The 22,554-nt window shown below is 68.3% G+C and carries 16 protein-coding genes and 1 pseudogene; 15 read left to right on the top strand and 2 right to left on the bottom strand.

The features are described 5' to 3' along the window. Window positions 1–45: 45 nt before the first annotated feature. The 9 genes from V5D55_RS13795 (at window position 46) to V5D55_RS13835 (ending at window position 10,350) form a co-directional block, all read left to right on the top strand. Complete coding sequence (locus tag V5D55_RS13795; RefSeq protein ID WP_435743940.1) at window positions 46–1,329, top strand: APC family permease; 1,284 nt, start codon at window positions 46–48, stop codon at window positions 1,327–1,329. 103 nt (window positions 1,330–1,432) lie between these two features. Continuing rightward, the gene (locus V5D55_RS13800) at window positions 1,433–3,097 is read left to right on the top strand and encodes an ABC transporter substrate-binding protein (RefSeq protein ID WP_435743942.1); all 1,665 of its coding nucleotides are present in this window, start codon (window positions 1,433–1,435) and stop codon (window positions 3,095–3,097) included. 40 nt (window positions 3,098–3,137) lie between these two features. Then, window positions 3,138–4,142 (top strand): ABC transporter permease, encoded by a 1,005-nt coding sequence (locus tag V5D55_RS13805; RefSeq protein ID WP_435743944.1) that lies wholly within the window; start codon window positions 3,138–3,140, stop codon window positions 4,140–4,142. Then, on the top strand, window positions 4,135–5,127 hold the full coding sequence (locus V5D55_RS13810; protein ID WP_435743947.1) for an ABC transporter permease: 993 nt from the start codon (window positions 4,135–4,137) through the stop codon (window positions 5,125–5,127). The genes V5D55_RS13805 and V5D55_RS13810 overlap by 8 nt, the downstream gene beginning before the upstream one ends. After that, window positions 5,124–5,975, top strand: coding sequence for an ABC transporter ATP-binding protein (locus tag V5D55_RS13815; RefSeq protein WP_435743949.1), 852 nt, complete (start codon window positions 5,124–5,126; stop codon window positions 5,973–5,975). The genes V5D55_RS13810 and V5D55_RS13815 overlap by 4 nt, the downstream gene beginning before the upstream one ends. After that, window positions 5,972–6,847 carry an ABC transporter ATP-binding protein gene (locus tag V5D55_RS13820; protein WP_435743951.1) on the top strand — a complete coding sequence of 292 codons (876 nt, stop codon included), beginning with the start codon at window positions 5,972–5,974 and terminating at the stop codon, window positions 6,845–6,847. Before V5D55_RS13815 ends, V5D55_RS13820 begins: the two co-directional genes overlap by 4 nt. Before the next feature lie 45 nt (window positions 6,848–6,892). Continuing rightward, window positions 6,893–8,035 carry an ROK family transcriptional regulator gene (locus V5D55_RS13825; protein WP_435743953.1) on the top strand — a complete coding sequence of 381 codons (1,143 nt, stop codon included), beginning with the start codon at window positions 6,893–6,895 and terminating at the stop codon, window positions 8,033–8,035. 42 nt (window positions 8,036–8,077) lie between these two features. Next, the gene (locus V5D55_RS13830) at window positions 8,078–9,334 is read left to right on the top strand and encodes a 6-phospho-beta-glucosidase (RefSeq protein ID WP_435743955.1); all 1,257 of its coding nucleotides are present in this window, start codon (window positions 8,078–8,080) and stop codon (window positions 9,332–9,334) included. Continuing rightward, window positions 9,331–10,350, top strand: coding sequence for an N-acetylglucosamine kinase (locus tag V5D55_RS13835; RefSeq protein WP_435743957.1), 1,020 nt, complete (start codon window positions 9,331–9,333; stop codon window positions 10,348–10,350). Before V5D55_RS13830 ends, V5D55_RS13835 begins: the two co-directional genes overlap by 4 nt. 58 nt (window positions 10,351–10,408) lie before the next feature. Here the strand turns inward: V5D55_RS13835 and V5D55_RS13840 are convergent, their stop codons facing one another. Continuing rightward, on the bottom strand, window positions 10,409–14,107 hold the full coding sequence (locus V5D55_RS13840; protein WP_435743960.1) for a multifunctional oxoglutarate decarboxylase/oxoglutarate dehydrogenase thiamine pyrophosphate-binding subunit/dihydrolipoyllysine-residue succinyltransferase subunit: 3,699 nt from the start codon (window positions 14,105–14,107) through the stop codon (window positions 10,409–10,411). Window positions 14,108–14,266: 159 nt separating this feature from the next. Here V5D55_RS13840 and V5D55_RS13845 point away from each other — a divergent pair, with 159 nt between their 5' ends. The 4 genes from V5D55_RS13845 to V5D55_RS13860 all read left to right on the top strand — a co-directional run bounded on the left by V5D55_RS13845 (window position 14,267) and on the right by V5D55_RS13860 (window position 19,263). Further along, the gene (locus V5D55_RS13845; RefSeq protein ID WP_435743962.1) at window positions 14,267–15,721 is read left to right on the top strand and encodes a GuaB1 family IMP dehydrogenase-related protein; all 1,455 of its coding nucleotides are present in this window, start codon (window positions 14,267–14,269) and stop codon (window positions 15,719–15,721) included. Between the two features lie 9 nt (window positions 15,722–15,730). Further along, window positions 15,731–16,762 carry an aldo/keto reductase gene (locus V5D55_RS13850; RefSeq protein WP_435743964.1) on the top strand — a complete coding sequence of 344 codons (1,032 nt, stop codon included), beginning with the start codon at window positions 15,731–15,733 and terminating at the stop codon, window positions 16,760–16,762. Window positions 16,763–16,888: 126 nt separating this feature from the next. Continuing rightward, on the top strand, window positions 16,889–18,205 hold the full coding sequence (locus V5D55_RS13855) for a hemolysin family protein (RefSeq protein WP_435743966.1): 1,317 nt from the start codon (window positions 16,889–16,891) through the stop codon (window positions 18,203–18,205). Next, on the top strand, window positions 18,202–19,263 hold the full coding sequence (locus tag V5D55_RS13860) for a hemolysin family protein (protein WP_435743968.1): 1,062 nt from the start codon (window positions 18,202–18,204) through the stop codon (window positions 19,261–19,263). Before V5D55_RS13855 ends, V5D55_RS13860 begins: the two co-directional genes overlap by 4 nt. A gap of 77 nt (window positions 19,264–19,340) precedes the next feature. On the opposite strand, the gene V5D55_RS13865 is transcribed toward V5D55_RS13860, so the two are convergent. Next, window positions 19,341–20,408: an NADH:flavin oxidoreductase/NADH oxidase gene (locus V5D55_RS13865; RefSeq protein WP_435743970.1), complete on the bottom strand. Its 1,068-nt coding sequence runs from the start codon at window positions 20,406–20,408 to the stop codon at window positions 19,341–19,343. Between the two features lie 56 nt (window positions 20,409–20,464). Here V5D55_RS13865 and V5D55_RS13870 point away from each other — a divergent pair. Continuing rightward, window positions 20,465–21,298, top strand: a pseudogene (locus V5D55_RS13870) (NAD(P)H-hydrate dehydratase). A 26-nt stretch (window positions 21,299–21,324) separates the two neighbouring features. Then, complete coding sequence (locus tag V5D55_RS13875) at window positions 21,325–22,551, top strand: hypothetical protein (protein ID WP_435743972.1); 1,227 nt, start codon at window positions 21,325–21,327, stop codon at window positions 22,549–22,551. The last annotated feature ends 3 nt before the right edge of the window (window positions 22,552–22,554 follow it).

Genomic DNA, 22,554 nt, shown 5'->3' on the forward strand with positions numbered 1-22,554 from the left:
CCGCTGATCTGCCGCTCGCCGATGCGATGTCCGAGGATGAACTTCGTGGCGGAGACGACGAACGCGCGGACACGATCAGGGCTCGGCCTGCTCCAGGGAGTGGCGCTGTACGTCGCCTCGGTTCTGGGCACGGGACTCCTGGTCCTGCCCGGCTTGGCGTCGGCGACGGCCGGACCCGCGAGCCTGGTCGCCGTCGTGGCAGTGACCCTGCTCGCGATCCCGCTCGCCTCGGCCTTCGCGGCGCTCGCCTCGCGCTATCCGGATGCCGGGGGAGTCGCCAGCTACGCACGACGCGCGCTCGGCGCCGCGGCCGCCCGCGCGACCGGCTACTGGTTCTTCTTCGGGGTCGCGGCGGGTGGTCCGGTGGTGGCCACGCTCGGCGCCCAGTACCTCTCGACGATCCTCGGTGTCGACCGCGCCCTGATCCCGGTCGTCGCCGTCGCCTTCTTCGGGGTCTCGTTCGGCGTCAACCTGTTCGGCGTTCGTGTCGCCGGCTGGTTGCAGCTGCTGCTCACCGCTCTGCTCCTCGGTGTCGTCGTCACGGTGGTCGCGGTGTCCGCTCCCGCCGTGCACCCGGCGAACTTCACGCCGTTCCTGCCACACGGGTGGGCGGGCGTCGGCACGGCAGTCGTCATGTTCGTCTGGGCGTTCTCCGGCTGGGAGGTCGGCACACATATCTCGGGAGAGTTCGCCGAACCGCGTCGGGTGATCCCGCTCGCCACGGCGATCACCCTCCTGATCTCCAGCGGTGCCTACGTGGCATTGCAGATCGTCACGGTCGGAGCGCTCGGCAGCGCCGCGGGCGACGGCGGCGTCGTGCTGCTCGACCTGGCGGAGAGAGGAGCGCCCGGGGTGGCACCGATCCTGGTCGGCACGGTTGCGGCGATCGTCGCGGTGGGAGTGCTCAACGTCTACCTCGCGGCCTTCGCCAAGCTCGGTGCGTCGCTCGCGCTCAACGGCGACCTGCCGCGGTGGTTCGCTCGCGGTGCGGAGGACGGGCAGGTGCCGCGGCGATCGCTGCTGCTCACGGGCGGTATCGGCGCGATCTACTTCGTCGCTCTTCTCGTGACGGATCTGGACCTTCAGCCCTTCATCCTCGTGCACACGGCGAGCATGGTGGCCATCTATGCCGTGGGGATGATCGCCGCCCTGCGAATCCTCGCGCGGGGGAGTGCGGGCTGGTGGATGGCCCTGATAGCCGCAGCCCTGTCCGTCGGATTGCTTGCGCTCGCCGGTCTCTCGCTCGTGGTTCCTGCGCTGCTGGGAGCGGCCGCTGCGCTGATCGCCGCGGCGCAGAAAGTCATGAAAAGATTCTTTACTAAAAACTAGAAAGCTCTTTACTGGAAAGAACCTTTACTATAACCTCGCTTCGAGGCGGATGCCCGTCCGCACTGCTCGATTACAGCAACGAAGCTCTTGAGACGAGGTTTTCATGCACGACAACCGCTGGAGGAAGGTTCTTCCTCTCGTCGCCGGCGCCGCCGCACTCGCACTGACTCTGGGTGGCTGCACGCCCGGTGGCAGTTCGGCCGACGGCGATCGCCCGATCCGCATCTGGTCCGGTTCGATGACGCCCATCACCAACAACTTCAACCCGTTCGCGGTCGATACCGCGACGCATCTGACGTTCGGCGCCATCTACGAGCCGCTGTTCTTCTTCAATCAGCTCTCCGATGAGGCTCCTGTCGGGCTCCTGGGGGACACGTACGAGTTCAACGAGGACGGCACCGTCCTCACCATCACGATCAAGCCGGATCTGAAGTGGAGCGACGGCGAAGACCTCACCGCGGCGGACGTGGCCTTCAGCATCGGCTACGGCTCCAACCTCGACCCGGACATGGTGTCTGCCGAGGCCACCGACGACACCACCGTCGTGATCACCTATTCCACCGCGAAGTTCACGGCGACCTCGTTGATCCTCGGATCCACCTGGATCATTCCCGAGCACGTCTGGTCTGAGATCGACGACTACATGACCGAGACGAACCCGGAGCCGATCGGCTCGGGCCCGTACAAGCTGAAGTCCTTCACGGATGCGGCGTACACGCTCGAGGCGAACTCGCTCTTCCGCGACGGCGCACCCGAGGTCAAGGAAGTTCAGGACATCGGTATCGACTCGAACCAGTCGTCCGAGGACCTGCTGAAGACCGGCAAGCTCGACTGGGTCGGTCAATTCATCGCGAACCCCGACGGTGTGACCTCCAACGGACGCATCAGCACCATGAACCAGCAGCAGGATCCGACCGTGATCATGACCTGCGCGGACACGTCGATGGGATGCGCGGGAGCGCAGACCGATCCCGCCGTGCGGCAGGCGCTGAACGTCGCGATCGACCGCAGCGCGATCAGCACCAAGGCCTTCGCCGGCCTCTCCGGCGAGTCTTCGCCGAGCTTCGCCCTGCTGCCGCGCGACGAGAAGTGGCTCGGCGACCCCGGGCTCGCGACGAGTCCGCAGGAGCCGGATGCCGCCTCAGCCGAGGAGATCCTCGAAGCGGCCGGTTACACGAAGGGTGACGACGGCTTCTACGGGAAGGACGGCGTGGCGATCGAACTCGACCTGTTCTCGCCGGACGGCTGGACGGACTACAACGACGCCGCGAAGCTCATCAGCGCCCAGGCTGCGGAGGCCGGCATCCGCGTGAACGCGCGCACCGTCTCCGAGGCCGAGTACTGGACGCCGATCTCGACCGGTGAGTTCCAGCTCGCGCTGTACGGGATCACGCAGTCGCTCGTGGCCGACCCGTACTCGAACTACGACCAGTACTTCACCACGCTCGCGAGCGCGAAGGTCGGCGAAGAGCCGACCAAGGGGCAGAACTACTCGCGCTACACGAACCCTGTCGTGGACGAGGCAGTCAAGACGGCCGGCGGCACGCAGGACGAGGCGATCAAGCAGGAGGCCTACGCGACGATCCAGTCGGAGATCGCTCGCGATCTGCCGTACATCCCGGTCGTGCTCAACGCTTCGCAGTCCTTCTTCAACACGGCGGACTTCACGGGTTGGCCGAGCGAGGACGACATGTACGCGGCACCGCTGCCGTACCTGTCGACCGCCTCGGCTGTCATCCTGACCCACCTCCGTCCCGTCAAGAAGTAGGACTCACCCACATGGAACGATCCACCGAGAGGAGGCCCTCATGAAGTTCTGGATGCGACGCATCGGGTTCTACGTCATCACGCTGTGGGCCGCGATCTCTCTCAACTTCCTGCTGCCCCGGATGCTTCCCGGCGATCCCGCCGCGATCATGTTGGGCAAGCTCCGGCGCGCGAACGGCGGCCGGCCGCTGTCCGAGGAGACGGTCAAGGCCATCACCTCGATCCTCGGAGCAGAGAAGGGATCCTCCCTGTGGGATCAATACCTCGCCTACTGGGGTCGGTTGCTGCACGGTGATCTCGGGATCTCTTCGACCCGATACCCGGCCCCAGTGGGCGAGCTCATCGCCGCGGCTCTGCCGTGGACGGTGACGCTCGTCGGAGCGGCGACCATCATCTCGTTCGTCCTCGGCATCCTCGCCGGGGCCTGGGTGGGTTGGCTGCGGGGCACCTGGGTCGACCAGCTGGTCCCGATCACGACGTTCCTGCAGTCCATCCCGTACTTCTGGCTCGCGCTCGTCCTGGTCGCGGTGTTCTCCGTGCAGCTCGGGTTGCTACCGATCATCGGCGGGTACGACGTCTTCGAGTTCCCCGCGGGCCCGGAGTGGAGTCCGGCGTTCTTCGGAAGCGCCCTGTTGCATGCCCTGCTGCCCGCGGCGACCATCGTGATCTCCTCCATCGGAGGCTGGCTGCTCGGCATGCGCAACATGATGGTGCAGACGATGGCGGAGGACTACGTCCTCACCGCGGAGGCGAAGGGCCTGACCCGTTCCCGCATCCGCAACGCGTACGCCGCGCGAAACGCCTCGATCCCGAGCCTCGCCGGATTCGGCATCGCTCTCGGATTCGTGGTGGCCGGGTCGATCGTCACGGAGCAGGTGTTCAGCTACCCGGGCATCGGCAAGCTGATGATCCAGTCCGTGCAGGGGCTCGACTATGCGCTCATGCAGGGGGTGTTCCTCGTCATCACACTGACCGTGCTGGCGGCGAACTTCCTCATCGACCTTCTCTATGGATTCATCGACCCGAGGGTGCGCCGCGATGGCTGATCTGATTGATGCTCCCGCCGAGTCCACGCATGCCGTGGCCGTCTCGAACTCGGGCCGCCGCCGGAAGGTCTTCCCGCGCATGTCGGGCAAGCTCCTCACCGGCATCGTGCTCCTCGGAGCGATCGTCCTCTTCGGCCTGATCGGACCGCTGCTGCTGGGCAACCCGCGCGACGCCGGGTTCGACCCGCTGCTGCCGCCGAGCCCGGAGCATCCGCTCGGCACCACCAAGCTGGGCTTCGATGTGCTCGCACAGGTCGCGACCGGTACCCAGGGTTCTCTGTTCGTCGGCGCGGTCGCGGGGCTGGTCGCCCTGCTGCTGGCGCTGCTCTTCGGTGTGCTGGCGGGCTACTTCGGTGGTGCGCTCGACGAGGTGCTGATGCTCGCGACCAACATCATGCTCGTGATCCCCGGTCTACCGCTGGTGATGGTCATCGCGGCCTACGTGCAGCACACCGAAGGGCTGGGCGCGCTCGCGCGCAGTTCCCTGCTGGTGGCGCTGGTGCTCGGCATCACCGGATGGGCGGGGTCGGCGGTGGTGCTGCGTGGCACCGCGCGGTCGCTGCGCACGCGGGACTATGTGGCGGCCTCTGTCGTCGCCGGCGAGCGACCGCTGCGCGTGATCTTCGTCGAGATCCTCCCGAACCTCGTGCCCCTGCTGGCGGCGCAACTGATCTTCGGCGTGATCTTCGCCGTGCTGGGCGAGGCCGGCCTGTCATATCTGGGACTGGGGCCGACGGGTTCGATCACTCTGGGGACCGTGCTGAACGACGCCCAGACCGGTCAGGCCGTGGGAAGCAGCGCGTGGTGGTGGTTCGTGCCACCGGGTGCGATCATCGCCCTGATCGGCACGGCGCTGTCGCTCATCAACTTCGCGATCGACGAGATCGTGAACCCCAAGCTGCGTCTGGTGCCGGTTGCCGCGCGTCGGCAACGGCAGGCACGTCGTGCGGGTCGCGGCATCGGTGGAGAGGGAGCGGTCGCATGAGTGAGCCGGTGTTGACCGCGACGAATGTGTCGATTGAGTATGAGGTGGATCCGCCGGTGCGGGCGGTGCGTGGTGTGTCGTTGACGTTGAATCGGGGGGAGATCCTGGGGTTGGCGGGGGAGTCGGGGTGTGGGAAGACGACCCTCGCGTATGGGATGAACAGGTTGCTGAAGGCTCCCGCGTTGATGACCAGTGGTGAGATCGTGTTCCATGACCGTGACGGCCATGACATTGACATCGTGGGTTTGGATGGGGAGGGTTTGCGGGCGTTTCGGTGGGACAAGATTTCGATGGTGTTCCAGGGGGCGATGAACTCGTTGAACCCGGTGATCGATGTGCGGGCGCAGATCTTCGACATTTTCGACACGCACCGGCCCGGGATGTCGCGGAAGGCGAAGACGGAGCGCGCCGAGGAGCTGCTGACGTTGGTGGGGGTGGACCCGTCCCGGTTGACGAGTTTCCCGCATGAGTTGTCGGGGGGGATGCGGCAGCGGATGATGATCGCGATGGCGTTGGCGTTGGATCCGCAGGTGATGATCATGGATGAGCCGACGACGGCGTTGGATGTCGTGGTGCAGCGGGGCATCATCCGGGAGATCATGCGGTTGCGGGAGCGGTTGGGGTTCGCGGTGATTTTCATCACGCATGATCTGCCGATGTTGATCGAGATCAGTGATCGGATCGCGATCATGTTGCAGGGGGAGATCGTGGAGCAGGGCACGGCGGAGGAGATCTACCGCACCCCGCAGCACGCCTATACGAAGAAGCTGTTGTCGAGTTTCCCGTCACTTCGGGGCGAACGCGGAGATTTCGTCCGCACGGGCGTGAGCCAGGAGGGGACCCGATGAGCACCACAACGGAGGCGAAGACGGATGCCGCGCGCGGCACGGGCACGCTGGAGGCCCGGAATCTGACCAAGGACTTCCACCTGCGGTCCGGGTTCAAGACCACCACGTTGCATGCGGTGAAAGACGTGTCGTTCACGTTGGAGCCGGGGAAGACCGTCGCGCTGGTGGGGGAGTCGGGGTCGGGGAAGTCGACGATCGCGCGGATGCTGATGAAGCTCGAGACGCCGACCTCGGGGGAGATCCTGCTCGACGGCAAACCGTCCGGGACTCGGGGGCGTGCCCTCGAGCGCTACCGCGGGGACGTGCAGATGGTCTTCCAGGACCCGTTCGCGTCGTTGAACCCGTTCCACACGATCGTGCATCATTTGGAGCGTCCGATCCGCCTGCACCACCCGCAACTGTCCAGCGGGCAGGTGCGCGAGCGCGCGATCGAACTGCTCGAGCGGGTGCGGCTCACGCCGGGGGAGAGCTTCGCGGAACGCCGCCCGCACGAACTGTCGGGCGGACAGCGGCAGCGTGTCGCGATCGCCCGCGCGTTTGCCCCGGGGGCGCGGTTCATCGTCGCCGACGAACCCGTCTCCATGTTGGACGTCTCCATCCGGTTGGGGGTGTTGAACCTCCTCGCCGATCTGCAACGCGAGGAGAACCTCGGCGTCCTCTACATCACGCACGATCTCGCGACGGCGCGGCATTTCAGTGACGAGATCATGGTCCTCTACAAGGGTGATGTCGTGGAGCGCGGTCCCGCGGACGAGGTCATCCTGAACCCGCAGCACGAGTACACGAAGACACTCCTCGGTGCCGCGCCCGAGCCCGACAACCTCGGCCGCCTCCGCGACGAAGTCCGCCACGAACTCGGCATCACCACCTGACCGCATCCCCGTCCCCTCACACCCGCTCGCCTCGGAAGGAGCACCATGTCACAGATCGACCCTGGAACGTCGTCCTGGTTGCGCACCCGCAACGATCGGGAAGCGCTGCGTCTGTTCCTCGACCACGGGCCCCTCACCCGCACTCGGCTGGGCGAGCTCTCCGGCATGTCCAAGCCGACGGCAACACAGATGATCGCGCGCCTCGAGCGCGCCGATCTGGTGACGCCGGTCGGTGAGGTCGCGGGCAGTCGCGGACCGAGCGCAGTGAGCTGGGGAGTGCGCGGCGACCGGGTGAACGGTGTCGCGGTGAACATGCTCGACGACAGCATCCAAGCCGTCCTCGTCGATGCCACGGGTATCGAGCACCCGATCGTCGATCTTCCGGTGGCGGGGGAGCGGCGCTCACCGGAGACGGACATCGGGAGAGCGGTCGAGGCCGCCTGTGCCGCAGCCGGATCCGATCGCGCGACCGTGGAAGCGGTCACGGTCGGCGTCCAGGCCGCGGTCAGCCGTGATAGGGACGAACTGTCGCTGACGGATTCGCTCCCGGGCTGGCCGTCGACCGGGTCGCGGTCGCGCATCGAGACGGCCCTCGGCGTCTCGGTGACGTTGGAGAACGACGTCAACCTGGCCACCATGGCGGAGCGCGCGGTGGGCGTCGCGCAGGATGTCGACAGCTTCGCGTTCCTCTGGGTCGGCGTCGGCCTCGGTGTCGGCGTCGATCTCGGCGGCACCATCCATCGCGGCGCGCACGGCAGCGCGGGCGAACTGGGCTACCTCACCGTGTCGGCCGGTACCGGTGATCCGGGCGCGGTGACCACAGACCTGCTCGGCTCGCAGGTGATCCTCTCCCTCCTCGGCAATCCGCGGGGGAGCTACCCGCGTGACGTCCTGGCGCTGGCCGATGACGCCGCGGCGATGCGCACGGTCGCCGAACGCATCGCTCTCACGATCGAACCGGTGCTCGTCGTCCTCGATCCCGCCATGATCGTGCTCGGTGGTCCGACCAGCCTCGCCGGCGGAGCCTTGCTCGCCGAGCTCGTCGCTGCACGAGCCGCCATCGGCGAACGACCGGCACCGGTCATCCGTCTGAGCGGTACCGGCGAGAGCGCGGTGCTCGTCGGCGCACGACGACTGCTCGTGGAGCAGATCCGCATCCGCCTCGAAGAGCACATCCCCACAGACTGACGCCCGAACCTCGGGCGGACGAAACATGAACAAGGAGAACAGATGAGACTGGCCATCGTCGGCGGTGGATCGACTTACACCCCGGAGCTGATCGACGGCTTCATCCGACTGCAGCGCGAGCTCCCGATCGAGGAGATCGTGCTCGTCGACACCGATCGGTCGCGGCTCGACCTCGTCGGCGCCGTCTCGCGGCGGATGCTTGCAAAGGGCGGACATCCCGCGCGGCTGATCACCACGCAAGACCTCGTCGCCGGAGTGAGTGACGCTGATGCCGTGCTGATCCAGTTGCGGATCGGCGGCCAGGACGCGCGCGAGCAGGACGAGAGCTGGCCGCACGACGTCGACTGCATCGGGCAGGAGACCACGGGCCCCGGCGGGCTCGCCAAAGCCCTGCGCACCGTTCCCGTCGTCCTGCGCATCGCGGAGGCTGTACGCCAGCACGCCAAGCCGGACGCCTGGATCGTGGACTTCACGAACCCGGTCGGCATCGTCACGCGCGCACTGCTGCAGGCGGGCCACCGGGCGGTCGGGCTGTGCAACGTCGCCATCGGGTTCCAGCGTCGTTTCGCCGAGGAAGCGGGCGTCGAGGCGGATCGCGTGGCGCTCGCGCACGTCGGCCTGAACCACCTCACCTGGGAGCGTGGTGTCTTCATCGACGGAGTCGACCAGCTCCCGAAGGCCCTCGACACGCGACTCGGCGAACTCGCGGAGACGGTCGAGCTCGCACCGGCGCTGCTCGCACAGCTCGGCGTGATCCCGTCGTACTACCTGCGGTACTACTACGCGCACGACGAGGTGCTGCACGAGCAGTTGCACAACGCCACTCGGGCGCAGGAGGTCCGCGCGATCGAGCAGGAGCTGCTCGGCCTCTACGCCGACCCGAGCGTCGACACGAAGCCCGCGATCCTCGAGAAGCGCGGCGGCGCCTTCTACTCGGAGGCCGCGATCGAGCTGTTGATCGCGATCCGCGGCGAGACGAACGTGCCGCGCGTGGTCAACCTCCGCAACGACGGCGTGCTGCCCTTCCTTCCCGACGACCATGTCATCGAGGTTCCGGCACGGCATGTCGACGGACGCTTCGTCGCCGAGCCCGTCTCGGCGCTGCCGGATGACATCAGCGGGCTGATCAGCGCGGTCGCCGGCTATGAGCGGCTCGCGCTCGACGCGGCCATCCATGGCGGGCGCGACAAGGTGCTGCGCGCGATGCGCTCGCACCCGCTCGTGCTGCAGCATGACCGCGCCGAGAAGCTCACCGATCTGCTGCTGGCCGCGAACGCGCCGTTCCTGGAGTGGGCGTGACCGCCCCATCGGGTTCCTCGTTCGTCCTCGCGGTCGACGGCGGCGGATCCAAGACCGATGTGGTCCTCCTCGATACCCACGGACAGGTCCTCGCCTGGGAGCGGGGCACCGGGTCGAGCCCGCAGATCGAGGGCCTCGCCGAGTCGGTGCGTGTGATCGACGAACTGGTCGGGCGCGCGCTCGAGGGCCGGGATCTCCGCGATCTCGTGCAGGTCGGCCTGTACCTCTCGGGCCTCGACCTCGCCGAGGAGTTCGAGGTGTTCCGCTCGGCGATCGCCGGCCTGCCCTGGGCTGACGGCAATGTCATCGTCGAGAACGACCTGCATGCGCTGCTGCGCGCAGGAACGGATGCGCCCGACGCGATCGCGGTGATCTGCGGCACCGGCATGAACGCGATCGGAGTCCGCGGAGACGGTGCCGAGGTTCGCTTCCCGGCCCTCGGACCACTGTCTGGCGACTGGGGCGGAGGCAGCGAGCTCGGCGACGCCGTCGTCTGGCACGCGGCCCGTGCCGAAGACGGTCGCGGACCCGCGACCGCTCTGGTGAATCTCCTCCTGGAGGCTCTGGGCGCGTCCAGCGTAGCCGAGCTCATCGAGGACGTGCACCTGGGTCGCCGTGGCGACGACAGCTTCGCCGGTCTTGCTCCGCTGGTGTTCGAGGCGGCCGCTGCAGGCGATGCGGTCGCCCAAGGCGTGGTGCAGCGGCAGGTCGACGAGGTCGTGGCCTTCGTCCGCGCCTGCGTCACGCGCCTCGATCTGCACGGCGTCGAGGTGCCGGTGCTGTTCGGCGGCGGAGTTGCGCGGGGTCGCGATCCGCTGTTGCTGACCGGCATCCGCTCGGGACTCGCGGAGCACGCACCGGAAACGCGCCTGCATGTCGTCGACGCACCGCCGGTTCTCGGTGCGGCCCTCCTCGTGTTGGCGGCATCCGGAGCGGATGCCGCGGCGCTGGAGCGTGCGCGCGGACACCTGAGTTCCGATCTCGGACTCGCGCGGCAACCGCTCGTCGCCGGCTGAGACGGAAACGAGAGAGGGCACCCCGGCCGAAGCCGGGGCTCCCTCTCATCGTGCGGGATCAGGTGGTGGTCAGCGCCTCGCGCAGCAGTGTCGCCTGCTCGGCGGCGTGCACCTTGGACGAACCGGTCGCCGGGGAAGCCGACGCGGAGCGCGCGACGGGCCAGAACGAGCGGTCGCCGGGCACGTCGGCGAAGGCGAGAGCGAGGAACGGCCAGGCACCCTGGTTCTCCGGCTCCTCCTGCACCCACACCAGTTCGGCGTTCGGGTACGAGTCGGTGATCGCCTTCAGCTCGTCGATCGGCGTCGGGTAGAGCTGCTCCATGCGGACCAGCGCCACCTGCGGGTTCGGCTTCTTCTCGAGGTCGGCCCGCAGATCCCAGTGGACCTTGCCGGAGTGCACGAGCACCCGCGTGACGGCGTTGCGGTCGAGACCGCGGTCGTCGTCGATGACCGGCTCGAAACGGCCCTGCGTGAAGGCTTCGACCGGGCTGGTCGCGCCGCGCAGTCGCAGCATCGCCTTCGGCGTGAAGACGATCAGCGGCTTGCGCGGGCGGGCGTAGGCCTGACGACGCAGCAGGTGGAAGTACGACGCGGGCGTCGAGGGGCGCGAGACGATCATGTTGTCCTGCGCGCACAGCTGCAGGAACCGCTCGATGCGGGCCGAGGAGTGATCCGGTCCCTGGCCCTCGTAGCCGTGGGGGAGCAGCAGGGTGACGCTGGACTGCTGTCCCCACTTCTGCTCGGCGGCCGAGATGTACTCGTCGATGACCGACTGGGCGCCGTTGACGAAGTCGCCGAACTGCGCCTCCCACAGCACCAGGGCCTCAGGGGCCTCCACCGAGTAGCCGTACTCGAATCCGAGGGCGGCGTACTCGCTGAGCAGCGAGTCGTAGATGAAGAAGCGTCCCTGCGCGTCGGACAGGTTCGACAGCGGCAGCCATTCCTGGCCGTTCGCCCGGTCGTGGAGGGTGGCGTGACGCTGCACGAAGGTGCCGCGTCGAGCATCCTGCCCTGCGAAACGCACGGGCGTGCCCTCGACGAGGAGCGAGCCGAACGCCAGCAGCTCGCCGAAGCCCCAGTCGATCCCGCCGTTGCGGCTCATGTCGAGACGCTTGTCGAGCAGCTGCTGGATCTTCGGGTGCACGCTGAAGCCCTCGGGCTTGTTCACGAAGGCATCGCCGATGAGCTGGATGACCTCGCCGGGGACGCCGGTGATGTCGGGTGCACCCGTCTGCTCCTCGACCGGAAGAACATCCGGAGCGATCGGCGTGGCGCCGGTCTCGGCGGCATGCGTCTCTGCGAACGCGATCTCCAGACGGTTCTGGAAGTCGGCCTTGGCCTCGTCGTACTCCTGCTCGGTGATGTCACCGCGACCGACGAGCGATTCGGTGTAGAGCTTGCGGACCGAGCGCTTCGCCTGGATCAGGTCGGTCATCAGCGGCTGGGTCATCGAGGGGTCGTCGCCCTCGTTGTGACCGCGGCGGCGGTAGCAGACGAGGTCGATGACCACATCGCGGTGGAAGCGCTCGCGGTATTCGAACGCGAGCTGCGCGACGTGGATGACGCCCTCCGGATCGTCGCCGTTCACGTGGAACACCGGTGCCTGGATCGTCTTGGCGACGTCGGTGGCGTAGACCGAGCTGCGTCCGTCGTTGGGGGAGGTCGTGAAGCCGACCTGGTTGTTGACGACGACATGGATGGTTCCACCCGTGCGGTACCCGCGCAGCTGCGACATCTGCAGGGTCTCGACCACGACACCCTGACCCGCGAACGCGGCGTCGCCGTGCACGAGGATCGGGAGCCAGGCGAAGGTGCCGATCGGCTTGCGGTCCTGCTTGGCGCGGACGATGCCCTCGAGCACGCCGTCGACGGTCTCGAGGTGCGACGGGTTGGCCGCCAGGTACACGGGCAGCTCGGACTTGTCGTCGGCGACGAACGTGCCCTCGGTGCCGAGGTGGTACTTCACGTCGCCCGAACCGCGCTGGTTGCCGGGCATCTGCGTGCCCTCGAACTCGCGGAACACCTGGCCGTACGTCTTGCCTGCGATGTTGGTGAGCACGTTCAGTCGACCGCGGTGGGCCATGCCGATCGCCGCACCCTCGAGTCCGGCGGTCGCCGCACCCTGAAGGATCTCGTCGAGCAGCGGGATGAGGGACTCGCCGCCCTCGAGCGAGAAGCGCTTCTGGCCGACGAACTTCGTCTGCAGGAAGGTCTCGAAGGCCTCGGCCTCGTTCAGCTTGCGGAGGACGCGGAGCTGCTCGTCGTGGCCAGGCTTCTGGTACTTGACCTCGACCTTCTCCTGGAACCAGCGCCGCTGCTCCGGATCCTGGATGTGCATGTACTCGATGCCGAGCGTGCGGCAGTACGAGTCGCGGAGCACGCCGAGGATGTCACGCAGCTTCGCGACGCGTCGGCCGCCGAAGCCACCCGTGACGAACTCCCGATCGAGGTCCCAGAAAGTGAGGCCGTGGCTCTCGATCTCGAGGTCGGGGTGCGAGCGCTGCACGTACTCCAGCGGATCGATGTCGGCCATCAGGTGGCCGCGCACGCGGAAGGAGTTGATGAGCTCCTGCACGCGGGACTGCTTGTCGACGCGCTCGGCGAGGTCGACGGCGATGTCGGGGTTCCAGCGGATCGGCGCGTAGGGGATGCGCAGCGCGGCGAACAGGTCGTCGTAGAAGCCGCGCTGCCCGATGAGCAGCTCGTGCACCTTCTTGAGGAACTCGCCCGAGCCGGCGCCCTGGATGACGCGGTGGTCGTAGGTGCTGGTGAGCGTGATGGTCTTGCCGATGGCGAGCTCGTTGAGCGTCCTCGCGCTGGCGCCCTGGAACTCCGCCGGGTACTCGAGGGCGCCGGCGCCGATGATGCAGCCCTGACCCTTCATGAGTCGGGGCACCGAGTGCACGGTCCCGATCCCGCCCGGGTTCGTCAGGGAGACGGTGGTGCCCTGGAAGTCCGCCGCGGTCAGCTTGTTGTTGCGGGCGCGGGTGACGAGGTCTTCGTACGCGGACAGGTACTCGGTGAAGCTCATCGTGTCGGCGCGCTTGATGCTCGGCACCATGAGTGCGCGCGTGCCGTCGGGCTTGGGCAGATCGATCGCGATGCCGAGGTTGACGTGGGCCGGGGCGACGACGGATGGCTTTCCGTCGATCTCGGCGTAGAACACGTTCTGGCTGCGGAACTCGTCGAGGGTGCGGATCAGGGCCCAGCCGATGAGGTGGGTGAAGCTGACCTTGCCGCCGCGGGTGCGCGCCATGTGGTTGTTGATGACGATGCGGTTGTCGATCAGCAGCTTCGCCGGAATGGTGCGCACGCTGGTCGCGGTCGGGACGGTCAGAGACTCGTCCATGTTCGCGGCGAGGGTCTTGGGCAGTCCGCGGAGCGGGGTGACCTTGTCTTCCTCTGCCGCATCGACGGCTTCCTTCGCCGCGGGCTTCGGAGCCTGGGCCGGGATGGGGGCTGCGGCCGCCGGCTTCGTGGTCGTGCGCGCGACGGGCTGCGAGCCGATCACCGGGATCGGCGCGGTGACGGGATGCGCCGGATCAGCGGGTGCAGGAGCCGCGGGACTCGACGCCGGGGCGGATGCCGCGGGGGCGGCTGTGCCGGAGACGTCCGAGTGATACTTCTCGAGGATCGGCCACCACTCCTTGTCGACCGAGTCGCGGTTCTCCTTGAACTGCTCATAGAGCTCTTCGACGAGCCAGGAATTGGCTCCGAACCCCCCGTCGCCCCCGACGCCGGTCACCTGGTTCGACACTCTCGATCGCCCTCTTTCGTCACTGAAGCACTCTGTGCAGACGACGGCGCGGGATGCGCCCGGGTCCGCACACTCTCGACTACCCAGCCTAACGTGTTTCCTTCCGCGAGTCGTCGAACCACATGCCCGTCCGCGCGGCGATCTGGGTACCGTGGAGACATGGAGTTCTCAGGTGCACAGCCGACCGTCGATCTGACCTATTCGGATGTCTTCCTGGTGCCGCGGCGATCCGCGATCACCAGCCGTCTCCAGGTCGACCTGGCCCCGCAGGACGGCACCCCGGCGACGTTGCCGCTGATCGCGTCGAACATGAACTCCGTGACAGGCCCCCGGCTCGCGGCCGTGCTTGCTCGGCGGGGCGGTCTCGGCGTGCTCCCGCAGGACCTCCCTCTGCAGGATCTCGATGCCGCGATCCGCGATGTGAAGGCGCAGCCGGTGCTCTGGGACACGCCCATCGTGCTCCCGCCCGAGGCCTCCGTCGCCGATGCTCTCCGCCTCCTTCCGCCGACCGCGGGGCATGGCATCGTCGTCGCGCGGGGGACCGCGCCGATCGATGTGGGCCGCGTGCTCGGCATCCTGCCGGCGACGAGGCTCGCGACGGCACTCCCGGATGCGCAGCTCGGCGACCTCGTCCACACGGGCGTGCCGTCGATCGACGCCGAGGACATCGGTTCGGAACGGCACGCGTTCGACGTCATCACCGACGCGGGCGTCGAGATGGTCACGGTGATCCATCACGGACACCTCGTGGGAACCCTGAGTGCCCGCACCGCCCTGCGTTCGACGCTGTATCGACCCGCGCTCGACGCCGATGGGCGCCTGGCCGTCGCGGCGGCCGTCGGGATCAACGGAGACGTCGCAGCGAAGGCCAAGGCTCTCGCCGGTGCGGGCGTCGATGTTCTGGTGGTCGACACCGCGCATGGCCACCAGGAGGGGATGCTGCGCGCGCTGCGCGCCGTGTCGGAACTCGATCTGGGCCTGCCGATCGTTGCCGGCAACATCGTCACCGCTGACGGGGTGCGCGATCTCGTCGATGCGGGCGCCACGATCCTCAAGGTCGGGGTCGGTCCCGGTGCGATGTGCACGACGCGCATGATGACCGCCGTCGGACGCCCGCAGTTCTCGGCTGTGCGGGAGACGGCGCAGGCGGCGGCCGAACTCGGCGCACACGTGTGGGCGGACGGCGGCGTCCGCTATCCGCGCGACGTGGCGCTTGCGCTCGCTGCCGGCGCGGCATCCGTCATGGTGGGCTCGTGGTTCGCCGGCACCATCGAGGCGCCGGGGGAGTTGCAGCGCGATGCCGACGGGCGCATCTTCAAGGAATCGTGGGGGATGGCCTCGACCAAGGCGGTGCAGGCGCGCTTCGGTCGCCTGGACGCGTACGAGCGCGCCCGGAAGGAACTCTTTGCCGAAGGCATCTCGTCGTCGAAGATCTACCTCGATCCGCTGCGCCCCGGCCTGGAGGACCTGCTCGACATGATCACCTCGGGGGTGCGGTCGTCGTTCACGTATGCGGGCGCCTCGTCTGTGCCCGAGTTCCACGATCGCGCGCTCGTGGGCCTGCAGTCCGCCGCGGGGTACGAAGAGGGCAAGGCCCTGCCGGTCAGCTGGTAGAAAGACCGTATGCTTCCCCACCGACTCCTCGGACGCACCGGTATCTCGGTCTCGCCGTTCGCCCTCGGCACGATGATGTTCGGCTTCATCGGCAACGGCGATCATGACGATTCCGTCCGCATCATCCACTCGGCCCTCGATCGTGGCATCGACTTCGTCGACACCGCAGACATGTACTCCACGGGCGAGTCCGAGATCATCGTCGGCAAGGCGCTGAAGGGACGGCGAGACAACGTCGTCCTCGCTACGAAGGGGCACTTCCCGCTGGACGACGACCCCGCGCCCAACACGAGCGGCAATTCTCGGCGCTACCTCATCCGCGCCGTGGAAGCGAGCCTGCGCCGGCTCGGCACCGACTACATCGACCTCTATCAGGTGCACCGTCCGGACTGGGACACCGACATCGAGGAGACCCTCGGGGTGCTGACCGACCTCGTCCGCGCGGGCAAGATCCGTGCGTTCGGCAGCTCGACCTTCCCCGCGCACGAGATGGTGCACGCCGACCAGGTCGCTCGCGAACGCCACCTGATGCGCTTCCGGACCGAGCAGCCGCCCTACAACATCCTCGATCGGGGGATCGAGGCGGAAGTGCTCCCCGTGGCGGAGCGGCTCGACATGGGAGTGCTCACCTGGAGTCCCCTCGCATTCGGATTCCTCACGGGGCGGTATCGCAAGGGCGTGGAGGTCGAGAGCGCCGGTCGCTCGGCGCTGCGTCCCGCCTGGTTCGATCCGACCGATCCCACGACGGCCCGCAAGCTCGACATCGTGGAGCAGCTCGTCGAGGTCGCCGACGGGATCGGCGTCTCCCTCCCCGCGTTGGCCGTGGCCTTCCCGCTCGCCCATCGCACCGTCACCTCGGTCATCATCGGCCCGAGGACGATGGAACAGCTCGATGCCGCGCTCGAGAACGCCGACCTGGTGCTCGACGATGCGACCCTCGATCGCCTGGATGAGATCGTCCCGCCGGGCACGAGCATCTACAACGCCTCACCGCCGAGCTACCCCTGGCTGACCGACCCGACCCGGCGACGGCGGCGCTGAAGTCTCCTGCCGCTGCCCGGTCGAACTCCCATCCGAGTTCTGTAGAATCGTCGGCATAATGGACGACCCTCCCAGTTGCAGTACATCGCCCCACTGTCCGCCTCTCTCACCGGAGAGGAACCGCTGATGGACTACATCATGTTGGGCGTGGGGCTCCTGCTCACGATCGGCACCGGCCTCTTCGTCGCGAGCGAGTTCGCACTGGTCAATCTCGACCGAGCCGATCTCGAAGCACGACAGGCACGAGGCGAGTCCCGCCTCTCGCTCACCATCAGCGCGCTCAAGCACACGTCGACCCACCTGTCATCGGCGCAGCTCGGCATCACGCTGACGACGCTCCTCACCGGTTACACGATGGAGCCGGCGCTGTCGAACCTCCTCGGACCGACGCTGCAGGCCTGGAGCATCCCCGAGGCGGCCGTCGGCCCGATCGCGACCGTCCTGGCGATGTTCCTCGCGACCGTGCTCTCGATGATCCTCGGTGAACTCGTGCCGAAGAACTTCGCGCTCGCTCTGCCACGGCAGACCGCGAAGCTGGTCATCCCTTTCCAGGTCGCCTTCACGACGGTGTTCAAGCCCGCCATCGTGGTGCTCAACGGCAGCGCCAACGGCGTGCTGCGCAGCATGGGCATCGAACCGAAGGAAGAGCTCTCCGGTGCGCGCAGCGCCGAGGAGCTGTCGTCGCTGGTGCGCCGTTCGGCGAATGCCGGACTCCTCGAGGAGGACACCGCGAGCCTGCTCGACCGCACGCTGACGTTCTCGCGCCTGAGCGCCGCCGACGTGATGACGGCGCGACCCAGCATGCACGCGCTCGCCGCCGGCGACTCCGCCGAGGATGTCATTCAGCTGGCCCGCCGCACCGGCCACAGCCGCTTCCCGGTCTACGACGACGATCTCGACGACATCTCCGGCGTCGTGCACCTCAAGGCCGCGATCTCGGTGCCGCGTGAGCGGCGCACGGAGGTCCCGGTCGGCGCCCTCGCGACCGATGCGCTCCGCGTTCCGGAGACCGTGCACGTCGACGGTCTGATCTCCGAGCTCCGCGCCCGCGGGTATCAACTCGCCGTCGTGGTCGACGAGTACGGCGGCACCGCCGGTCTCGTGACACTCGAGGACCTGATCGAAGAGCTCGTCGGCGAGGTCTCCGACGAGCACGACCGCACGAGGGCGGGCATCATCCGCACCACCGACGGCGTCACCTTCCCGGGCGAACTCCGTCCGGACGAGCTGCGCCGCCGCGCCGGCGTCGTCGTGCCCGAGGGCGACGTCTACGACACGGTCGGCGGGTACGTGATGAGCCTGCTCGAGCGGGTGCCATCGGTCGGCGATGAGGTGTCGGTCGACAGCGGCATCCTCCAGGTCGTCCGGATGGACGGCAGGCGCGTCGACCGCGTCCGCTATGTTCCGAGACTGTCTGAACCAGGAGAGGTGGCCACCCGATGAACGACTGGGGAGGACTTGCCTGGCTCGTCGTGCTGCTCGTCGCGAACGCCTTCTTCGTCGGCGCCGAGTTCGCGGTGATCTCCGCGCGGCGCTCGCAGATCGAGCCGCGCGCCGAGCAGGGCTCGCGCGCAGCCAAGACCGCGCTCTACGCGATGGAGCACGCGACGCTGATGCTCGCGACGTCGCAGCTCGGCATCACGATCTGCTCGCTGCTCATCCTGAACGTCTCCGAGCCAGCCATCCATCACCTGCTCGCCACGCCGCTGCACGCGTTCGGCTGGTCGGACGGTGTCGTGGACGCTGTGTCGTTCGTGATCGCGCTGCTGATCGTCTCGTTCCTGCACGTGGTGTTCGGCGAGATGGTGCCGAAGAACCTCGCGTTCTCGGTGCCGGATCGCGCGGTGCTGATCCTCGCCGCTCCGCTCGTCTGGGTGTCGAAGGTGTTCATGCCGGTGATCTGGGTGCTGAACGCGGCGGCCAACGGCGTGCTGCGCCTGTTCCGGGTGGAGCCGAAGAACGAAGCGGCCTCGACGTTCACCCTCGAGGAGGTGGCGACGATCGTCGATCAGTCCCGCCGCGAGGGCGTGCTGTCCGACACCGCGGGGACGGTGGCCGCGGCCGTCGAGTTCACCGATAAGAAGGCGCGCGACGTCGCCGTTCCGCTGAGCGACCTCGTCACCCTGCCGCAGTCCACCACGCCGGACGACATCGAGAAGGCCGTGGCCCGCTACGGATTCTCGCGCTACGTGATCGTCGACGCGGATGCCGTCCCGGTCGGCTACGTGCACCTCAAGGACATCCTGCGGGCGTCCGAGGGGCCGAACTCCGCCGTGAAGATGGTGGAGCCGATCCCGGCGAAGCGCATCCACCACATGGTGCCCGTGCAGGAGGACACCGACCTCGAGGATGCTCTGGCGCTGATGCGCCGGGCGGGCCGCCACCTCGCGAAGGTGCGTGACATCGAGGGGCGCACCACTGCGGTGCTCTTCCTGGAGGACATCCTGGAGGAGCTCGTCGGAGAGGTGCAGGACGCGACCCGTCGCATCCGCGGTCGCTGATCCGGACGGCATCCGACGCGAAGGCCGCCGCTCCCGTGAGGGGACGGCGGCCTTCGTCGTGTGCGGTCGGGCGGGTGTCAGCGCCAGCGGGCCCGGTCGTACTGCGGCGGCCAGGCGACCTCGGCGCCGAGCTCGTGCGCGGCACGCAGCGCGAAGTGCGGGTCGCGCAGCCATTCGCGTCCGGCGAAGATCGCATCGGCCGCGCCGTCGACGAGCACCCGCTCCGCCTGCTCGGCTGCGGTGATGAGCCCCACCGCAGACACGGGGATGCGGCCGCCCTGGCGGACCGTCTCGGCCAGCGGTACCTGGTAGCCGGGGAAGACGCTGATCTGCTGATGAGCGACCAGACCGCCGCTGGAGACATCGATGAAGTCGGCACCGCGCTGGGCTGCCCACTCGCCGACGCTCGTGGCCTCCTCGGCGGTGAAGCCGCCGTCCGCATGGTCGGTCGCCGAGATGCGCACGAAGAGGGGTACGTCGTCTCCGGCCTCGGCGCGGACCGCGCCCACGACCCGCAGCAGCAACCGTGCGCGGTTCTCCAGCGAACCGCCGTACTCGTCGTCACGTCGGTTCGACAGCGGCGAGAGGAACTGGTGCAGCAGGTAGCCATGCGCTCCGTGCAGCTCGAGCACGTCGAAGCCGGCATCCAGCGCTCGTCGCGCCGATGCGGCGAAGGCGTCGACGATGCGGTCGATCCCCGCGGCGTCGAGGGCTGCGGGCTCGGCGAAGCCGTCGAACGCGACTGCCGACGGCGCGGTCGTGATCCATCCGCCTTCCGCGGCGGGCACCGAGCCGCGAGCGGGCGCCCACGGCCACCAGGTCGACGCCTTGCGGCCGGCATGCGCGAGCTGGATGCCGGCGACAGCGCCGCGGTCGTGGATGGTCTGCACGATCGGCGCCCAGGCGTCGCGCTGCTCGTCGTTCCACAGCCCGGCATCCCGCGGCGAGATGCGTCCCTCGGGTACGACCGCCGTCGCTTCCGCGACGATCAGTCCTGCCCCTCCCGAGGCGAACTGCGCCAGATGCGTGTGATGCCATTCCTGCACGACCCCGTCGACGGCGCTGTACATGCACATGGGCGAGACCCAGAGGCGGTTGCGGAAAGTGACGGATCGGATGCTGAGAGGGGAGAAGAGAAGACTCACCGTTCGACGCTACCCCCACGCAGGTGCACCGCGGGCCGTCGCACTAACGTGGAGTCATGGTCGAGGTGCGCGAGTGGTCACGCAACGATGCCGCGCGATTCTTCCGCGCGCCGTCGCAGGACGACGACAAATACTCTCGCGGAGTGGTCGCGCTGCGCACCGGTTCGCCCGCGTACCCCGGAGCGGCCGTGCTCGGTGTCCAGGCGGCGTGGCGGGCGGGCGCGGGATTCGTGCGGTACGTCGGTACCGATCGGGTCGGCGCTGCGGTGCTGGCACGCAGGCCGGAAACCGTCGCGGCGGGCGATACCGGTTCGTCGCGGGTCGATGCCTGGGTGATCGGCTCCGGCACCGACCCCGCGGAACGCAGCGATGCCGAGACCGTGGCGCTGCGGGAGATCCTCGCGGGATCGGTGCCCGTGATCATCGATGCAGGTGCGCTGGACCTCGCTCCGGGAACCCGGGCCCCGTTCCTCGTGACTCCGCATGCCAGAGAGTTCGCGAGGCTCAGGGAACGGCTCCGCGTCCCCGCCTCGGACGACGACCGTGCTGAGGAAGCAGCGTAGGTGGCCGCGAAGATCGGTGGCACGGTGCTGCTCAAGGGGGCCCGCACGCTGATCGCCGACCCGGAGGGCACGGTCGTCGCCGTGGAAGCCGGCACCGGATGGCTGGCGACCGCGGGGACCGGTGATGTCCTCGCCGGCGTGCTCGGCGCCGTGGTCGCCGCGAATCCCGGGTCTCCGCTGATCGAGGTGGCTGCAGCGGGAGTCTGGCTGCACGGCCACGCGGCACGGATCGCGGCCGGTGCGCTCGGCGGAGCATCCGGACATCCGATCGTCGCGATGGACGTCGCCGATGCTCTCCCGCTCGCCGTCGCGGACGTCCTCGCGTGAGGCGAGCACGAACGGGCAGGACCGCCGTGCTCTGGGGCGCATTCCTCCTCGCGCACGTCCTCACCGTCTCGATGGGGTGGGTGTATCCCAGTCAGCCGATGGGCGATGTCGTGCTCGTCTACGAGCCGTGGGCGTCGTCGGCGCTCGGCGGCGGGGCGATCGTCGGTGTGACCGAAACCTGGGTCTATCCGCAGCTCGCGCTGGTGCCGATGCTGATCACGAAGCTGCTGGCGACGCCGCTCGTGCCGCTGCTCGGCGTCTCCGGGGCCTATCTCGTGGCCTGGGCCGTGCTGGTGACGGTGCTGGACGCGATCGCCTTCGCCGTGCTCGTCGGGCACGCGACCTCGAGACCTCGCCGCATCGCCGCGTGGTTCTGGTGCGCCGCACTCCTGCTGCTCGGCCCCATTGCGATCTACCGCATCGACGCCGTCACGGTGCCGATCGCCGTCATCGGCGGCCTCTGGTTCGCGTCGCGGCCCGTCGTCGCGGCCGCGCTCCTGACGGTCGGCGCGTGGATCAAGATCTGGCCGGGCGCCCTGGTGCTGGCGGCGATCGTCGCGGCCAAGGCGCGTATCCGGATGCTGCTGGCTGCCGCTGCCGTCACTGCCGGGGTCATCGTGGTGCTGGTGCTGCTGGGAGCGGACACCGAGATCTTCGGGTTCCTCACCGAGCAGACCGGTCGGGGGCTGCAGATCGAGGCGGCCGCCGCCACGCCCTTCCTCTGGCTCGCTGTGGCCGGCGCCGCGCGCATCGAGTACAGCTTCGAGATCCTGACCTTCCAGATCAGCGCGCCAGGGGTGGACGGCGTCACCGCGCTGCTGACTCCGCTGATGGTCGTCGTCGTGGGACTGGTCGTGGTGCTCGGGGCGTTCAAGGCATGGCAAGGCGCGTCTTTCCCGCGACTGTTCCCGCCGCTGGCGCTGTCGCTCGTGGTCGCCCTCATCGTGACCAACAAGGTCGGGTCCCCGCAGTTCCAGACCTGGCTGCTGGCCCCGGTGATCCTGTGGCTCGTCATCGACGGTCTTCGGGCTCGCGTGCCGGCCACGATCGTGCTCACCCTCTGCGCGCTGACGTGTCTCGTGTATCCGCTCGGCTACGACGCCCTGCTCCGCGCCGAGCTGCTGCCGGTTCTGGTGCTCACCCTGCGGAACGTGCTCCTGCTCGTCCTGCTCGTCGTCGGAATCCGTGCGCTCGTGCGGGTGCCGGTCGACCACCACCGTTCGAAGAACCACCGTTCGAAAATCAAGGAGTGAAAC

The sequence above is a fragment of the Microbacterium sp. PMB16 genome (assembly GCF_051294855.1).
GTDB lineage: Bacteria > Actinomycetota > Actinomycetes > Actinomycetales > Microbacteriaceae > Microbacterium.